The 17,805-nt window shown below is 41.7% G+C and carries 16 protein-coding genes; 10 read left to right on the forward strand and 6 right to left on the reverse strand.

The window, feature by feature from the left end; translation table 11 throughout:
• Position 1: 1 nt before the first annotated feature.
• Positions 2–526, reverse strand: a complete 525-nt coding sequence (gene yceD / locus HMPREF1128_RS09560) for a 23S rRNA accumulation protein YceD (RefSeq protein ID WP_010128259.1) — start codon at positions 524–526, stop codon at positions 2–4.
• A gap of 157 nt (positions 527–683) precedes the next feature.
• On the opposite strand from yceD, the gene HMPREF1128_RS09565 reads away from it, so the two are divergent.
• The 5 genes from HMPREF1128_RS09565 to HMPREF1128_RS10270 all read left to right on the forward strand — a co-directional run bounded on the left by HMPREF1128_RS09565 (position 684) and on the right by HMPREF1128_RS10270 (position 5,637).
• Positions 684–1,328, forward strand: coding sequence for a DUF4328 domain-containing protein (locus tag HMPREF1128_RS09565; protein WP_231287876.1), 645 nt, complete (start codon positions 684–686; stop codon positions 1,326–1,328).
• A gap of 207 nt (positions 1,329–1,535) precedes the next feature.
• Complete coding sequence (locus HMPREF1128_RS09570) at positions 1,536–2,333, forward strand: cytochrome C assembly family protein (protein ID WP_007526901.1); 798 nt, start codon at positions 1,536–1,538, stop codon at positions 2,331–2,333.
• Between the two features lie 95 nt (positions 2,334–2,428).
• Positions 2,429–3,712: an HlyC/CorC family transporter gene (locus HMPREF1128_RS09575; protein ID WP_081466969.1), complete on the forward strand. Its 1,284-nt coding sequence runs from the start codon at positions 2,429–2,431 to the stop codon at positions 3,710–3,712.
• 318 nt (positions 3,713–4,030) lie between these two features.
• Positions 4,031–5,542 carry a sodium-dependent transporter gene (locus HMPREF1128_RS09580; protein ID WP_007526883.1) on the forward strand — a complete coding sequence of 504 codons (1,512 nt, stop codon included), beginning with the start codon at positions 4,031–4,033 and terminating at the stop codon, positions 5,540–5,542.
• A gap of 2 nt (positions 5,543–5,544) precedes the next feature.
• Positions 5,545–5,637, forward strand: coding sequence for a methionine/alanine import family NSS transporter small subunit (locus HMPREF1128_RS10270; protein WP_010128261.1), 93 nt, complete (start codon positions 5,545–5,547; stop codon positions 5,635–5,637).
• A gap of 72 nt (positions 5,638–5,709) precedes the next feature.
• On the opposite strand, the gene miaB is transcribed toward HMPREF1128_RS10270, so the two are convergent.
• From miaB to rlmKL, 3 genes are all read right to left on the reverse strand, one after another.
• Positions 5,710–7,137: a tRNA (N6-isopentenyl adenosine(37)-C2)-methylthiotransferase MiaB gene (gene miaB / locus HMPREF1128_RS09590; RefSeq protein WP_007526928.1), complete on the reverse strand. Its 1,428-nt coding sequence runs from the start codon at positions 7,135–7,137 to the stop codon at positions 5,710–5,712.
• A 128-nt stretch (positions 7,138–7,265) separates the two neighbouring features.
• Entirely contained in the window at positions 7,266–8,507 is a 1,242-nt protein-coding gene (gene proA / locus HMPREF1128_RS09595; protein WP_007526837.1) for a glutamate-5-semialdehyde dehydrogenase, read from the reverse strand.
• A 22-nt stretch (positions 8,508–8,529) separates the two neighbouring features.
• Complete coding sequence (rlmKL, locus tag HMPREF1128_RS09600; protein ID WP_007526676.1) at positions 8,530–10,665, reverse strand: bifunctional 23S rRNA (guanine(2069)-N(7))-methyltransferase RlmK/23S rRNA (guanine(2445)-N(2))-methyltransferase RlmL; 2,136 nt, start codon at positions 10,663–10,665, stop codon at positions 8,530–8,532.
• Between the two features lie 184 nt (positions 10,666–10,849).
• Here rlmKL and HMPREF1128_RS09605 point away from each other — a divergent pair, with 184 nt between their 5' ends.
• The 3 genes from HMPREF1128_RS09605 (at position 10,850) to dusA (ending at position 12,847) form a co-directional block, all read left to right on the forward strand.
• Positions 10,850–11,473, forward strand: coding sequence for a response regulator (locus tag HMPREF1128_RS09605; RefSeq protein WP_007526835.1), 624 nt, complete (start codon positions 10,850–10,852; stop codon positions 11,471–11,473).
• Positions 11,474–11,511: 38 nt separating this feature from the next.
• On the forward strand, positions 11,512–11,772 hold the full coding sequence (locus HMPREF1128_RS09610) for a YfhL family 4Fe-4S dicluster ferredoxin (protein WP_010128268.1): 261 nt from the start codon (positions 11,512–11,514) through the stop codon (positions 11,770–11,772).
• Between the two features lie 100 nt (positions 11,773–11,872).
• Entirely contained in the window at positions 11,873–12,847 is a 975-nt protein-coding gene (gene dusA / locus HMPREF1128_RS09615) for a tRNA dihydrouridine(20/20a) synthase DusA (protein WP_007526673.1), read from the forward strand.
• Here the strand turns inward: dusA and HMPREF1128_RS09620 are convergent.
• A complete protein-coding gene (locus HMPREF1128_RS09620) occupies positions 12,844–13,116 on the reverse strand; it encodes an acylphosphatase (protein ID WP_007526946.1) in 273 nt (90 codons plus the stop codon). The genes dusA and HMPREF1128_RS09620 overlap by 4 nt on opposite strands.
• A gap of 332 nt (positions 13,117–13,448) precedes the next feature.
• Between HMPREF1128_RS09620 and leuC the strand changes: the two genes are divergently transcribed.
• Both leuC and leuD read left to right on the forward strand, forming a co-directional pair.
• Positions 13,449–14,858, forward strand: a complete 1,410-nt coding sequence (leuC, locus tag HMPREF1128_RS09625; protein ID WP_007526897.1) for a 3-isopropylmalate dehydratase large subunit — start codon at positions 13,449–13,451, stop codon at positions 14,856–14,858.
• Positions 14,859–14,884: 26 nt separating this feature from the next.
• Positions 14,885–15,487, forward strand: coding sequence for a 3-isopropylmalate dehydratase small subunit (leuD, locus tag HMPREF1128_RS09630; RefSeq protein WP_007526878.1), 603 nt, complete (start codon positions 14,885–14,887; stop codon positions 15,485–15,487).
• Positions 15,488–15,554: 67 nt separating this feature from the next.
• Here the strand turns inward: leuD and uvrD are convergent, their stop codons facing one another.
• Positions 15,555–17,771: a DNA helicase II gene (uvrD, locus tag HMPREF1128_RS09635; RefSeq protein ID WP_007526764.1), complete on the reverse strand. Its 2,217-nt coding sequence runs from the start codon at positions 17,769–17,771 to the stop codon at positions 15,555–15,557.
• Between the last annotated feature and the right edge of the window lie 34 nt (positions 17,772–17,805).

Genomic DNA, 17,805 nt, shown 5'->3' on the forward strand with positions numbered 1-17,805 from the left:
GTTAGTTCTTTTTTAAATTAGCTAATACAGCGAACGGGTTCGGTTTTTTCGCCAGTTCTTCAGGCAATTCGCCAAAAACCTGTTCCTGCGTGGACACTTCACAGTGTGCAGCATCATGCATCGGGACTAATGGCAATTCAATGATAAATTCATCTTCTACCATATCTAGTAAATTTACTTCGCCAAATTCGTTAGTTTCGATAGGCTCATAAATTCCGGGCAAGTCGTCCGCCTGATCCATATTCGACACTGGACTGAAACAAAATGTGCAGTCGAGCGTTTGCGTAAATGGGTTACCGCAGCGTTGACAGTCAAGCGCCACATCAACTGTTGCCGAGCCTTTAATCACGACCAGTTTTTGTGGATCAACATATAACGAGAGAGTAACTTGTGCATCGCTTAGCACTTTGCTCACAGATTCACCCAAGCGGTTTAAAAGCGCCATTGGAATGATGCCTTCATAATCCATTCGACGCTGTGCGTCTTTGTATGGGTCAATAGTGAGGGGTAGTTTTACCTTTTGCATAGGGTCGATATATTACAGAGAGAATGTCAAATAGTCAAAAGGAAAATCAGCGTTTTTATGAAAATCATCTGGCTTTCTATGGATAATTCAAATTTGTTAAACGTTAAAATCCATCTATAATCTCAAGCATTTTATATCTTCTATAAACAAGGTAATTATGCAGCCAATCAAAAACAACTCCTCATTACTTAAAACAATATTAGGGCTATACATGTTCCTAATTATTGTGAGCACTGTAAATGACTTTATCACACTTCATATTTTGAACAATTTTGGAAATGGCATTATTCCTGATTATGTCGACCAATTTGATGACTATACCACTGTATTCAACATTCTATTTCTCGTTACACTTATTAGTATCTTTATTATTTCAGGAATTTGGCTCTACCGCTCGCATAAACGCTTACGATTTTGGGGCGTTGAAAATTTAAAATTTAGCGATGGCAGTTGTGTATGGTGGTATTTTGTGCCTTTTATGGCTTTATTTAAGCCATATCAAACCATGCGAGAAACGTGGTTTGCAAGCCAAAAGCCGTCTGACTGGTCTTTATCTTCATCGCCAATGTTGTTAAAGATCTGGTGGGGATTATGGATTTTTTCTAATATGGTCGATAGTGCTTATGCGCGACTATCATTTAAAGTAGATTCTGAAGATTTAAATGCGCTGGCTTTTTTGACCAATTTTTCTATTTTTAGCAACATTTTTGATTTCTTATCTGCCCTTATGTTCTTTCTTGTTGTCAAACAAGTCAATGAAATGCAAATGGCTTATCAAAATAGCATCCAAGCCACGCCATAAAACAGTAAGTGGTTGTATCTCTTTATGAATTTGCAAAATTACTAAGAAATACAACCGCTTGCATTTTTCCTTTCATTTTCAAACTTTGACCTAAGGTAAATTTTTTAACACTTTTTGGGGAAAATGCTCACTCAGCATAGCCAAACGCGCAGAAAACTGCTAACTTTAGCATCCTATTGAAAATAATTCTTAATTGACGGAAAAATCATGATTTTTGCTATTTTCGCGATAATCGCTTATGCCGGCGCACTATTATGGGTAGTCCCAACCTTGGTTAACCTAGAAAATCAAACCGGTAAGCAAACTCAGCCAAATATCAAAGCAGTGTTTAGCATTGGTTTGGTGGCGGTTGTTTGCCATTTTGCTAGCCTTACCACAAACTTTATTTTAGAAGGTGGCAGTCAAAATTATTCTTTAGCGAATGCCAATGCGTTGATGAGTTTTTTCCTGAGTGCATTTGCAACCTTAGCCCTTCCCCGCTTAAAAACCATCTGGTTTCCACTGATGGTGGTTTATACCTTTGCTATTTGTAGCATTGTGTTAACCTTGTTTACAACGGGTAATTTTATTCGGAATTTAGCACAGAATTCAGGTTTGGTTTTCCACTTAGGGATTGCGCTATTCTCTTATGCGCTCTTTTTTCTCGCACTTTTATATGCATTACAGATCAAATGGTTAGATAAAAAACTGAAAAGCAAAAAATTTATTTTCTGCCAAATGCTTCCACCATTGATGACGGTTGAGCGCCACTTTTTTACGCTAACGGTTGCGGCACAAGCATTATTAACCGTGACGCTCATTAGCGGTATTATTTACTTACATAATTTCTTTGCGCCAGAACAAGTGCATAAAGCCGTCTTCTCTTTTGTTGCTTGGATAATGTATAGTGTTTTAATATTAGGGCAGTGGAAATGGCGCTGGCGTGGAAATCGGGTGCTTATTTACTCGATTTCAGGTATGATATTACTCACAGTTGGCTATTTTGGTAGCCATTTAATCAAGTAATTGATTAGGTAAGCGGTCGAATTTTCTCTGTTTATTGCAAAAACAGAACTAAAATATCGACCGCTTGAAGATTTACTTATCATAGGATTTTTATTTTGGACAGTATCCCCCTGAGTAGTCTCTTTATTACTCTTACTATTCTTCTTTTGCTCTCTGCATTCTTTTCTGGCTCTGAAACTGGGCTAATGTCTCTAAACCGCTACAAAATGAAACACCTTGCTGAGCAAGGGCATAAAGGGGCGAGACTAGCAGAAAAACTCCTCGAAAAAACCGATGTTTTATTAAGCCTCATCTTAATTTGTAATAACTTAGTCAATATCGCAGCCTCTGCGATTGCAACCATGATTGGTATGCGATTAGCTGGCGATATGGGGGTGGCGATTGCCACTGGGGCATTAACTTTTGTGATGTTGGTTTTCTCCGAGATCTTACCAAAAACCATCGCAGCAATTTTCCCTGAACGCGTGGCATTTGTCGTGAGTTATGTCCTCACGCCACTGAAAAAAATCGCACTGCCACTAGTGTTCTTAATGAACCTAATCATTAACGGCTTAATGAAATTGTTGCATATTCGCAAAAATGAATCGCAAGGATTAAGCGCAGAAGAGCTAAAAGGTGTGGTGCTTGAAGCCGGTAAATTTATTCCAACCGAACACCAAGACATGTTGCTTTCTATTTTAGATATGGAAAAAGTGACGGTGGATGACATTATGGTGCCACGCAACGATATCGGTGGCATTGATATCGAAGACGACTGGAAAGCGATTATGCGCCAACTGACGGGCGCTGCACACGCACGCGTCGTAATTTATAAAGGCAATATGGACAAAAACGTACTCGGTATGCTCCGTGTGCGTGAAGCATTCCGCCTAATGCTTGAGCGTAACGAATTCACCAAAGAGATGTTAATTCGTGCTGTTGATGAAGCCTATTTCATTCCAGAAGGCACACCATTAACAACCCAGCTCATGAACTTTAAAACGAATAAAGAGCGTATTGGTTTAGTGGTCGATGAATATGGCGACATTAAAGGGTTAGTTACACTGGAAGACATTTTAGAAGAGATTGTCGGTGAATTTACTACTTCGACCGCACCAACCCTCGCTGAAGAGGTGAAACCACAATCAGATGGCACGGTGATTATTGAAGGTTCCGCCAACTTGCGTGATTTAAACAAATTGTTTGATTGGCAACTACCTGTGGATGAAGCCCGCACCTTTAACGGCTTAATCCTAGAACATTTAGAAAAAATCCCTGAAGAAGATACGCAATTCGAGCTATATAATCTGAAAGTGACCATTATGGAAGTGGCAGATAATATGGTAAAACAGGCTCGAGTTGAACCACTTCAAACTGAGAACGAGCCAGCTTCAGCCTAATATTACAAGCGGTCAGATTTTGCAAATATTTTGCAAACTGACCGTTTTTTCATCGTATAAAAAAATAATTCTTTCTGCTGTTTTTCTCTAATCCGACAAGTGCAAAAAACTAATTTTCCTTACAAAATATAGCAAATATCACTAAATTAACCTCTATTATTAGTTTAAATCACTATAAAAAAACTAAATTTACCACCCTTGCAACACTTTACACCCTTTACATCCCTAAATATTCATCATATTCTTGCCTCCACTTGCGAATTATTCGCAGAAATTTTGATTTAAAACAAACATTCTATTTTTTAGAGGAAACTTTCCGTGTCTAGTCAACCTACTCAACAAAAACGCGCGACTTTCTCTGGTCGTCAAGCGTTTATTATGGCCGCAATCGGTTCTGCCGTCGGCTTGGGAAACATTTGGCGTTTCCCGTATGCTACTTATGAAAACGGCGGTGGTGCATTCATCATTCCTTATATCGTGGCATTATTAACCGCTGGGATTCCATTACTCTTCTTAGACTTTGCTATCGGGCACCGCCATCGTGGGGGCGCACCACTCTCTTTCCGCCGCTTAAACAAACACTTTGAAACCTTCGGTTGGTGGCAAGTTATGGTGAACGTCATTATCGGGGTTTACTATGCTGTCGTGCTTGGCTGGGCCGCTATTTACACTTACTTCTCTTTCGCAAAAACTTGGGGCGATAAACCAGCAGATTTCTTCATTGGCGAATTCCTTAAAGCTGGCGATATCGCTAACGGTATTAGCTTTGAATTTGTTGGCATGGTCATTGGGCCATTAATTGCAGTTTGGCTAATCTCACTTGTGGTATTAGCACTAGGCGTAGAAAAAGGGATTGCGAAAAGCTCAAGCATCTTAATGCCAGTATTAGTGGTAATGTTCTTAGTTCTTGTTGTTTATTCCCTTACTTTACCAGGTGCAGCAAAAGGCTTAGATGCATTATTTACACCAAACTGGGAAAAATTAGCCGAGCCTAGCGTGTGGATTGCTGCTTACGGGCAGATCTTCTTCTCCCTCTCTATCTGTTTCGGGATTATGATTACTTACTCATCTTACTTGAAAAAAGATTCAGATCTCACTGGCACAGGCTTAGTGGTTGGTTTTGCGAACTCAAGCTTTGAAGTTCTTGCAGGTATCGGCGTATTTGCTGCACTTGGCTTTATGGCAACAGCGTCAGGCCAAGAAGTGAGTGAAGTGGCAAAAGGTGGTATCGGATTAGCTTTCATCGCATTCCCAACTATTATTAACGAAGCACCATTAGGCTCTGCCTTAGGGGTATTATTCTTCGGTTCATTAACCTTTGCTGCATTAACTTCTTTCATCTCAGTAATTGAAGTAATCATTGCTGCAATCCAAGACAAACTAAAATTAAGCCGTGTAGCAGCAACCTTTACCGTTGGCTTACCAATGATGTTAATTTCAACTGTGCTATTCGGTACCACGACTGGTTTACCAATGTTGGATGTCATGGATAAATTCGTCAACTACTTCGGTATTGTTGCTGTAGCCTTTGCTTCATTAGTGGCTATCGTGGCAAAAGGCAAACTCAGCACTTTAGGTCACCATATTAACAAAACATCCTCACTTAAAGTGGGAACTCTATGGCGTTTATGTGTAATTATTACGACAGGCGTATTAGCGTTCATGGTATTTAGTGAAGCCATTAAAATCTTCAATGAAGGCTATGAAGGCTATCCAAGCTGGTTCGTGAACATCTTCGGCTGGGGTATGGCAGGATTATTATTAGTTGTTGCATTTATCCTTTCGCTACTGCCTTGGAAAAATGAAGCTGAATTTAAAGTGGAGGAATAATCATGAGTAGTTCTGCAATTATTATGATGAGCATTGCGCTAGTGATTATTTGGGGCGGTTTAATCCTTTCGATTAAACGCTTACCAAAAGAATAATTAGCAAAATAACCATAAAAAATGCCCGCTTGTTGTTTCACTCAAGCGGGCGTTTTTTAGATTTTTTGTAAATTAACGGTTAACCACATATTGGCCAACACCAAGTTCATCTTCTTTACGCGTACGCGCAATCACACTTGCTGCGGACTCAACCACACGTAACCCCATTTCATCTTCAGTGCGAATGACCTCGCCACGTAATGAGTTGGTGTAAACATCTGTGATTTTCACATCCACAAATTTACCGATCATATCTGGCGTCCCCACGAAGTTCACTACGCGGTTGTTTTCCGTACGACCAGTTAATTCCATGATGTCTTTCTTCGACGGGCCTTCAACCAAGATACGTTGTTCTGTACCAAGCATCGCACGACTAAATTGCATGGCTTGGAAGTTAATACGTTGCTGTAAGCGTGCTAAACGTTCTTTTTTCTCTTCTTCCGACACATCATCTGGTAAATCAGAGGCTGGTGTACCTGGACGCGCAGAATAGATAAAGCTAAAGCTCATATCAAAGTTTACTTGTTCAATCACTTTCATTGTTTGCTCAAAGTCTTCGGCAGTTTCACCCGGGAAGCCAACAATAAAGTCTGAACTGATTTGAATATTCGGTCGTACTTCACGCAATTTACGAATAATCGCTTTATATTCTAATGCGGTGTGGTTACGTTTCATCATCGTTAATACACGATCTGAACCACTTTGAATTGGTAAGTGTAAAAAACTCACTAACTCTGGTGTATCACGGTATACTTCCACAATATCATCGGTAAACTCAATTGGGTGGCTTGTGGTATAACGCACACGGTCGATGCCATCAATAGCTGCCACTAAGCGTAATAATTCTGCAAAGCTGCAAATTTGGCCATCGAAAGTATCGCCACGATAAGCATTTACGTTTTGACCTAATAAGTTAACTTCACGCACGCCTTGTTCAGCCAATTGCGCAATTTCAAATAATACATCATCTACGGGACGAGAAACTTCCTCACCACGCGTATAAGGCACCACGCAGAATGAACAGTATTTGTTACAACCTTCCATGATAGACACGAATGCGGTTGGGCCTTCTGCTTTTGGCTCCGGTAAGCGGTCAAATTTTTCAATTTCTGGGAAAGAAATATCTACGATAGCACGATCGCCACCACGGATTTTGTTAATCATTTCAGGTAAGCGGTGCAACGTTTGTGGACCGAAAACAATATCAACGAAAGGCGCACGATCACGGATATGCTCACCCTCTTGCGATGCAACACAACCACCTACGCCGATAATCAATTCAGGCTTGTCTTTTTTCCAGTTTTTCCAGCGACCTAATTGAGAAAACACTTTCTCTTGCGCTTTTTCACGAATTGAGCAGGTATTTAATAATAAAACGTCTGCTTCTTCTGGATTTTCAGTTAATTCTAAACCGTGTGTTGCTAATAAAAGATCTGCCATTTTAGATGAGTCATACTCATTCATTTGGCAGCCCCAAGTCGTAATATGTAATTTCGCCATAATCAAAAAATAATAGATTTATCAATAAGTTAGAAAATAAAAGCGTAGAGGCTGGCTCTACGCTAAAAAATCGAGGGGTATTCTACCCGATTGTTCATTTTTTCGCTATAACTAATCCGGAGAAATCGTTAAGCGCGGCTTAAATAATCCCCTTCGCACACCCATTTATAAGTGGTCAGTGCTTCAAGTCCCATCGGGCCTCGCGCATGAAGTTTTTGCGTACTTACTGCAACTTCCGCGCCTAATCCAAATTCTCCGCCATCTGTAAATCGCGTACTGGCGTTAATATAAACTGCAGCGGCATCAACTTGTGCAACAAACTGACGTGCGAGCTTATAATCTGCCGTTAAAATCGCTTCTGAGTGTTGTGAACCATATTTACGAATATGTGCCACCGCCCCTTCTAAACCGTCTACCACAACGACACTTAAATCTAAAGAGAGCCACTCTTGACGTAATTTTTCTTGATCAAGCGGTGCAATTTTATCTGTTTTTTGCAATTCATCTGTATGCAGCGTTACGCCTAATCCTGCCATTTTTTCAGCTAATTTTGGCAAGAATTCTGCAGCAATAGCACGATCAACTAACAACGTTTCTAACGTATTACAAGTGCTTGGGCGTTGCGTTTTAGCATTCGCAATCACTTCCAGCGCCCGCGCTTGATCTGCGCTCTTCTCCACAAAAGTGTGACAAACACCAATACCGCCTACAATAACCGGAATGGTTGAATTTTCTTTGCAAAACTGATGCAATCCCGCGCCACCGCGTGGAATCAGCATATCAATATAGCGGTCAAGTTTGAGTAATTCTAGCAATAAAGCACGATCAGGATCGGTGACCGCCTGCACTGCAAATTTTGGCAATCCGCTTTGTTCTAATGCTTGTTGCACAACTTCAACTAGCACTGCATTTGTAAATTTCGTTTCTTTACCACCGCGCAAAATAGCAGCATTCCCCGTTTTTAAACAGAGCGAAGCAACATCAATCGTCACATTCGGGCGTGCTTCATAAATCGTTAGCACTACGCCTAATGGCACACGCTCGCGCTGAATTTTTAAGCCTGAATTTAATAATCCACCATCCATCACTTGCCCGACTGGATCGGCCAATTTCGCTACATTACGCACATCATTCGCGATGCCTTGCAAACGGCTTTCTGTTAGCAACAAACGGTCAATAATCGCAGGGGAAATCCCTTGCGACTCGGCAAATTCAATATCTTTTGCATTTGCCACCAAGATTTCTGCTTGGCGCGCTTCAAGCTGTTCAGCAATCGTCAACAATGCCTGATTTTTCTGCACGTTACCTAATTGTGCCAACACCACACTTGCGGCTTTAGCCTGTTTGGCAATGTCTAACATATTTTGCATAAAACTCCTTATCGCCTTGCAATTAGGCTGAAATTTGGTGGCGAATAATCCAACAGTTATGAATATGCGGATTGCGCTCGAAATCTAACGGTAGTGTTTTCTTCGAAATATTTTCCGCCGTTAAGCCAAGTTCTGCTAATGCATCGAAATCCATTTTAAAACCGCGCTTATTGTTGGAAAACACAATGGTGCCATCGTTTGTTAAAATGCGTTTAAGTTGAGTAAGCAGCTTAATGTGATCACGCTGTACATCCCAGCTCTCATCCATACGTTTTGAGTTAGAAAACGTTGGTGGGTCAACGAAAATCAATTCGAAACGCTCACGACATTCTGCAAGCCATTGTAAGCAATCTGCTTGGAACAAGCGGTGGTTTTTACCTAATAAATTGTTAAGCTCTAAATTCTGCTCTGCCCAATTCAAATAAGTGTTCGACATATCCACCGTCGTGGTCGCTTTTGCACCATGTAAAGCCGCATGGACGGTAGCCGATCCGGTATAAGCAAACAGATTTAAGAAGGTTTTACCTTTTGCCATCTCGCCGACCATTTTGCGAGTTAAGCGGTGATCAAGGAACAATCCAGTGTCGAGGTAATCAGTCAAATTCACCCATAATTTCGCGCCGTACTCATTTACATAGAAATAATCGCCTTTGTTCGCCAATTTTTCATATTGATTGGTGCCTTTTTGTTTTTGACGAACTTTCAACACTAATTTATTAGTTTCAACCCCCGTCACATATAGCGTTGCAGAAACAGCATCTAACAAGCGCTGACGGGCTTTTTGTTCATCAATACTTTTCGGCGCAGCATATTCTTGTACAACGATATGATCTGCATATCTATCGACTGCTAAGTTATATTCTGGCAAATCTGCATCATATAAACGATAAGCATCAATGCCCTGCTGTTTTGCCCATTTTTCAATTTTCTTAATGTTTTTCGCTAAGCGATTGGCAAAATCAGGCGCAACTTGTGCATTTTGTTCAAATGTCAGGTTTTCTGCTTGCTCCTCTGCTTTTCGTTCACTTAATTGATAGTTTTTCTGCAAACATTCAAGCGGGCCATTTTTCGCTTTAAATTGGCGATGCGCACGCAAGCGTAAACAGTTAAGCAATTCAGGCTCACCACTGAAAATCGACACATTCCAGCCAGCAAACTCACGTTTTAAGCGTTGACCAAACACAGAGTAAAGTGCAATAAGCGCAGGCGTTGTGCCTAAACGTTCCCCATAAGGCGGGTTACACACCACGGTACCAACTTCTGTTTCACATGGATTTTTCAAAGCGGCAATATCGCCTTGTTGCCAGTGAATTAAATGCCCCACCCCTGCGTTATTCGCATTTTGTTTTGCTTTTGCTAACACGCGATGATCAAGGTCGAAGCCATAAAATAGCGGTCGAATTTCTTCATTTTTTTGCAAATAGGCTTCATCTAACACCGTTTTCCAAATGGCTTGTTGATGGCCTTTCCAGGCATTAAAGCCCCAATATTTACGATGAAGCTGTGGGGCAATTTTTGCCTGCATTTGCGCGGCTTCAATCAATAATGTGCCTGAACCGCACATTGGGTCGACTAATGGGGTATCTGGCTGCCAACCAGAACGTAAAATAATGGCGGCTGCTAATGTTTCACGCAATGGCGCTTTACCTGTTTCTTCACGATAGCCGCGCATATGTAGCGCTTCGCCACTTAAATCCAATGAAACAATTAAATCATCGCGATTGAGGTAAACATGCAAGCGAATATCTGGCTGGATTTTATCTACCGTAGGACGCGCAAAACCTTTACGCTCAAAGTGATCCACAACCCCATCTTTCACACGCATGGCACCAAATTGTGTGTTACGAATTTCACGGTTCGTCCCGTTGAAATCGACATAAAAAGTATCGCGCGGGTCGAATACCGTTTCCCAAGCATAACCAACTATTGAGGCATATAAATCTAACTCGCTGAAAATTTTTGTCGTAATCAGTGGTAATAGAATTCGAGAGGCGAGACGGCTATGTAATAACGCTTTATACATGCCTTCTTGTGTGGTGGTGAAATGCACACCGCCTTGTGCAACTTGGCATTGCGCTTGGCAAATTTGTTCTAATTCGGTTTTAAGCATTTCCTCAAAACCGCGCGCCGCTGTGGCGAAATAAGTGGTTGTTGTCATGGTCAATTTTTCAGAAAAAAAGTTACCCTTATTATAGCGGATCAAGCGGTGATTTTCTTGGAAAGTTTTGCAAATGCGCTAGACAAGCAAGATAGGAAGATCAAAAATAGACAAATTACCTCAATTAGGTAACTTGATTTAGGCACAATAGCACGGAAAATAGCCGTTTTTGAGGAGTGTAGCAATGACATACAAAATTATTTTAATTGACGATCATCCATTGATGCGCCAAGGCATGCGCCAAATTTTATCTTTAGAAGATAATATTGAAGTGGTCGGCGAAGCAAGCAACGGCACCGAAGGTGTTGCATTAGCTTTAGCAACCGAGCCCGATTTAATTATTCTAGACTTAAATATGAAAGGCATTTCTGGCTTAGATACTTTGCGTGCTTTACGCGCAAAAGGCGTAGATGCTCGCATTGTAGTGTTAACGGTTTCTGATGCGCAATCTGATATTTTTGCATTGATGGATGCTGGAGTAGATGGTTATTTATTAAAAGACAGCGATACAGCTGAGTTAGTCGAAAACATTCAGCGTGCACTGAAAGGTGAAATGGTATTAAGCGACAACGTACGTCAACATATCCTAAATCGCCAACCAGAAAGCGATCCATTACATACACTTACCGATCGTGAGCGCGATGTATTACAGTGGATTGCCACCGGTATGTCGAACAAACAAATTGCCGCCCAACTCTTTATTTCGGAAGAAACGGTAAAAGTACATATCCGCAACTTACTTCGTAAGCTCAACGTACATTCACGTGTTGCGGCAACAGTGCTTTACTTAGAACAGCAAAAAGGCTAATATCGCCGACTTTTGCAACCAAGAGAATTCATCAGGTCATGGCGTTACTCATTACTTCCAAATGTACCAATTGTGACATGTGCTTACCCGAATGCCCAAATGAGGCGATTTCTGTCGGGGAAGAAATCTATGTTATCGATCCTGTTTTGTGTACGGAATGTGTAGGCCATTACGATAACCCGACTTGCCAGAAAGTTTGCCCAATTAGCAACTGTATTATTCCGGATCCGGCGCATCAAGAAACGACCGAAGAACTTTGGGAACGATTTGTGCTCATTCATCATGCTGATGATGTTTAACCGCAAGCTACGTCCTGAATTTTAACGCTGTTCATCTTGCTATTTCCTCTCCCATCAAAGGAGAGGAAATTTCATATTCCACCAAAGATTAAAGAAAACTATGCACCAAACCTACTACCGCGGACGTTTTTCCGTTGCGCCAATGCTTGATTGGACAACCCGCCACTGTCGCTATTTTCATCGTCAATTTACGCAACACACGCTGCTTTATACAGAGATGATTACAGCACCAGCAATCATTCACGCAAAATATGATTTACTTGCATTTGATCCCGCTGAAAATCCAGTTGCATTGCAATTAGGAGGAAGTGATCCAACACAATTAGCGCATTGTGCAAAGTTAGTTGAAGAACGGGGTTATGCGGAAATTAACCTTAATGTTGGCTGCCCCTCAGATCGCGTACAAAACGGCATGTTTGGTGCTTGCTTGATGGGTAAAGCTGATTTGGTTGCAGATTGTATGAAAGCGATGCGCGATGCGGTAGATATTCCCGTGACAGTGAAACATCGCATCGGCATTGATGATTTAGATAGCTATGAATTCCTGTGCGATTTCATCGAAAAAGTGCAGCCTTATTCACAAGATTTTATCGTACATGCGCGTAAAGCATGGCTTTCAGGTCTCAGCCCGAAAGAAAATCGCGAAATTCCACCGCTGGATTATGAGCGGGTTTATCAGCTTAAGCGTGATTTTCCGCATTTAAATATTTCGATTAACGGTGGCATTAAAACTATCGAAGAAATCAAAACCCACCTACAATTTGTTGATGGCGTGATGGTTGGGCGCGAAGCCTACCAAAATCCTTCGCTACTGGGTGCGATTGATTCGCAAATTTTTGGTGAAAATCAACCGCTTGTTACCGCCAAAGAAGCCGTGGAGAAGATGTTCCCTTACATTGAACAACAACTCTTACAAGGCGTTTATCTTAACCATATCGTGCGCCATATGCTAGGGGCTTTCCAACAATGCAAAGGCGCTCGCCAATGGCGTCGCCATTTAAGTGAAAATGCAACCAAACCAGGCGCAGGCGTGGAAGTGGTTGAGCAAGCATTAGCATTCGTGCAAGCAGATTAACGAATAATCGAAAAATTTTCAAAAATTGTAGTGGTTGGGTAATCTAACTCAACCACCCGCTCTACCTCTGCCGTTTTCGGCCCATGTTTAAGCCAAGCAGCCATCGCCTCTAATTGTACTTCACTGCCTTGTGCAATCACTTCTACACTGCCATCAATCCGATTTCTTACCGTACCATTTAGCCCAATTTTGCTCGCCTCTTGCAAAGTAAAAAAGCGAAATCCCACGCCTTGTACTTCTCCAAAAACAAAAAAATGTTTTGTTTGCATACTGCCTCTCCTCATTCTTAGTCTGAGTTTTAATCAATTATACTAAAAAATGCTAAAGGTTCATTCCGCTAAAAAGTCTAAAAAACCTCAAACAACCCGCCAAGAAAAAGATGATATTTAGAATATTATTCTAAGCAATCTTAAAACAGAGTCATTATTTGCTGATCGCATAGCATAAAAGTCGAAAAAAAGTGACAAATTTGCATTTTACTTTCGTTTTTTAAGCCGTTATAGTGAATGGCATTCACACAAGCGGTGATTTTTGCAAAATTTTTTGCATATTCCACCGCTTGTTCTGTTTAAAATTCAATTGATTTAAAAGTGGGATTATTATGGCAAAAACACTCTACGATAAACTTTTCGATGCACATGTCGTGTATGAAGCCGAAGGCGAAACACCTATTCTTTATATTAACCGCCACTTAATTCATGAAGTGACCAGCCCACAAGCATTCGACGGCTTACGTGTAGCCGGCCGCCAAGTTCGTCAAGTCAGCAAAACTTTCGGCACGATGGACCACAGCATTTCTACCCAAGTGCGCGATGTCAATCAACTAGAAGGCCAAGCCAAAATTCAAGTACTGGAATTAGCCAAAAACTGCGAAGCAACGGGGATTTCGTTATTTGATATGCAAACCAAACAGCAAGGGATCGTCCATGTTATGGGGCCAGAACAAGGCTTAACCCTACCTGGGATGACCATTGTCTGTGGGGACTCTCACACCGCCACACACGGAGCCTTCGGCGCGTTAGCCTTTGGTATCGGAACTTCTGAAGTAGAACACGTTCTTGCCACCCAAACTTTAAAACAAGCCCGCGCAAAAAATATGAAAGTGGAAGTACGCGGTAAAGTTGCGCCCGGCATCACTGCAAAAGATATTGTATTAGCCATTATCGGTAAAACCACAATGGCGGGTGGTACAGGCCATGTTGTGGAATTCTGTGGTGAAGCTATTCGTGATCTTTCGATGGAAGGCCGCATGACGGTATGTAATATGGCGATTGAATTCGGTGCAAAAGCAGGCTTAATTGCGCCAGATGAAACGACTTTTGCATACTTAAAAGGTCGTCCGCACGCGCCAACTGGTCAGGATTGGGACGATGCTGTCGCTTATTGGAAAACCTTAAAATCAGATGACGATGCTCACTTTGACAGCATTGTTGTGCTAGAAGCGAAAGACATTGCACCACAAGTGACTTGGGGGACAAACCCAGGGCAAGTTATTGGAATTGATGAACGCGTTCCAAACCCAGCAGAAATGGCTGATCCAGTAACAAAAGCTTCGGCAGAAAAAGCATTAGCTTATATCGGTTTAGAAGCAGATACCGATTTCAAAAATGTTCCCGTTGATCAAGTCTTTATCGGCTCTTGCACCAACTCCCGAATTGAAGACTTACGCGCAGCCGCAGCGGTCATGAAAGGCCGTAAGAAAGCGGATAATGTCAAACGTGTGTTAGTCGTTCCGGGCTCAGGTTTAGTTAAAGAACAGGCCGAAAAAGAAGGGTTAGATAAAATTTTTATTGAAGCCGGTGCAGAATGGCGTAACCCAGGCTGCTCAATGTGCTTAGGGATGAATGATGACCGTTTAGGTGAATGGGAGCGTTGTGCTTCAACCTCTAACCGTAACTTTGAAGGCCGCCAAGGTCGTAATGGTCGCACTCACTTAGTTAGCCCAGCAATGGCAGCCGCCGCGGCAGTATTTGGTAAATTTGTTGATATTCGTGATGTGAAACTCAACTAACCCTCAGATAAGAAAGGATAAGAAAAATGGCAGGTATTAAACAACATTCAGGCTTAGTGGTTCCACTTGATGCAGCAAACGTGGATACGGATGCAATCATTCCAAAGCAATTCTTACAAGCAATTACTCGCGTGGGTTTTGGTAAACATTTATTTCACGAATGGCGCTATTTAGATGCGGCAGAAACTCAACCAAACCCAGATTTTGTGCTCAATTTTCCACAATATCAGGGCGCAACTATTTTATTAGCGCGTAAAAATTTAGGCTGTGGTTCTTCACGCGAACACGCACCATGGGCATTAGCTGACTACGGTTTTAAAGTGATGATTGCCCCAAGTTTTGCAGATATTTTCTACAATAACAGCCTAAACAACCATATGTTGCCAATTCGTTTAAGCGAAGAGGAAGTGGAAGAGATTTTCCAATGGGTGTGGGCAAATGAAGGCAAGCAAATTCATGTCGATTTAGAAGCCATGACAGTGACCGTTGGCGAAAAAGTATATCATTTTGAATTAGATGAATTCCGCCGCCACTGCCTATTAAACGGCTTAGATAACATCGGCTTAACCCTTCAACATGAAGATGCGATTGCTGCTTACGAGAAAAACATTCCCGCATTTCTTCGCTAAGTTAAACATTGAGCATCAAAAAGCCCCAAATCAAATTGATTTGGGGCTTTCCCGTTTTATTAGCTTATCACGACAACTTTTCTAATGGCGCCATTTTTGCAATCAGCCATTTAATGCCATTGCCTTGGAAAGCAATCTGCAGGCGCGTTGCCTCACCACTCCCTTCAACGTTAACAATGGTGCCTTGCCCGAATTTCGGGTGCATCACTTTTTGCCCCATCTTCCAGCTGCTATCATTGAGAATAGAAGCGGTCGTTTTTGTAACCTGTTTTGCAAATGTGTTATTTTGTACAAAACTCGCAGCACGGTTAATGTTACCACGTAAGCGAATTTCACGAATATGCGCTTCTGGGAGCTCTTCAATAAAACGAGACGCGACATGGCGCTCTTCTTTGCCATATAAACGGCGTAATTCCGCATAGCTAATGGTTAATTTGCGTTTGGCACGCGTAATACCTACATAAGCAAGACGGCGTTCTTCTTGCAATCGCCCTTCATCAAAACTCATGCCACTTGGGAAAATACCTTCTTCAACGCCCACCATGAACACGCGCGGAAATTCCAAACCTTTTGCTGAATGTAGCGTCATCAGTTCCACATAGTCTTGGTTCGGAGAGGCTTGCGCTTCGCCGGCTTCCAACGAAGCATGCGTTAAAAAAGCGGTTAAATCAGAAAGATCTTCTGCTTCATCCGGTTTAGTAAATTGCTTTGTGGCCGTCACTAACTCTTCCAAGTTTTCAATGCGGACTTCGCCCTTTTCACCTTTTTCTTGCTGATACATCTCATACAAGCCCGATTTTTTGATTACAAAATCAGTCTGTTCAGATAAATTCATCTGTTCGGTTTCTTGATCGAGCGCGTTAATTAAATCTACAAAGCGCAACAACGCATTCGCTGCTCTGCCTGATAACAATTCCTCATTTACCGCCACTTGAATTGCTTGCCATAGTGTAATTTGACGATCACGCACTAGCTGACGAATAGTTTCTAACGTGCGCTCCCCAATACCTCGCGGCGGGGTGTTAATAACACGCTCGAAAGCGGCATCATCAAAACGATTACTAATCAAGCGCAAATAGGCTAATGCATCCTTAATTTCTTGGCGTTCAAAAAAGCGCATTCCCCCATAAATGCGGTACGGAATATTTGCTTGAATCAGCGCTTCTTCAATCACACGTGATTGACTGTTGCTCCGATAAAGTACCGCACATTCAGATAATTCACCCTCATCTTCTTTCCACTGTTTAATTTGTGCAGCCACAAAACGCGCTTCGTCCAATTCGTTAAATGCGCAATAAATTTCAACTGGGTCACCATCACCACTTTCTGTCCAAAGATTTTTCCCCAAGCGGTTATCATTATTGGCGATTAACTCATTAGCGGCGGAAAGAATATGCCCTGTGGAACGATAATTTTGCTCAAGACGAATAGTCTCTGCCTGTTGGTAATCATTTAAAAAGCGCTGAATATTTTCAACTTGCGCACCACGCCAACCATAGATAGATTGGTCATCATCGCCCACAATCATCACTTTACCGGTTTGTCCTGCTAACAAATGAATCAGGTCATACTGAATGTTGTTGGTATCTTGAAACTCATCAATCAAAATATGTTGGAAACGTTGCTGATAGCGTTGCAAAATCAATTTATTGTGTTTTAGCAATTCATAAGCGCGAATCAATAATTCGGCAAAATCCAACAAGCCTGCGCGATCACAAGCCTCTTGGTACAAACGATAAATTTCAACTAATTTTTTCTCATTCGGATCGTTGTGGTGATCAATATCTTTGGCACGCTTACCTTTATCCTTTTGCGCATTGATATACCACGCGACATGCTTCGGTGGAAAATTTTTCTCATCAATATTATGTAGCTTGAGTAAGCGTTTAATCAGGCGTTGCTGATCTTCCGTATCCATGATTTGGAAATCTTGTGGTAAGTTGGCATCCAAATAATGCGCGCGCAACAAACGGTTTGCAATGCTATGGAAAGTCCCTACCCACATTCCAAATAGACGTCCGCCACTCATGTGATCTTCTGCAGTTTGTGCTAACGTATATTCAATTCGATGACGCATTTCCGCTGCCGCTTTATTGGTAAAAGTCACAGCTAAAATGTTCGATTCTGGCACATTCTCCACGCCAATTAACCACGCAATGCGGTGAGTAAGTACGCGTGTTTTGCCAGAGCCTGCCCCTGCAAGTACTAAATAATTACCAATCGGGGCAGCAACTGCTTCACGTTGCTTATCGTTCAGCCCGTCTAAGAGTAAAGAAAAATCCATGATGAAACCTATCTATTGTATTTTTATCCATTAT

Source organism: Haemophilus sputorum HK 2154 (genome assembly GCF_000287615.1).
GTDB lineage: Bacteria > Pseudomonadota > Gammaproteobacteria > Enterobacterales > Pasteurellaceae > Haemophilus_A > Haemophilus_A sputorum.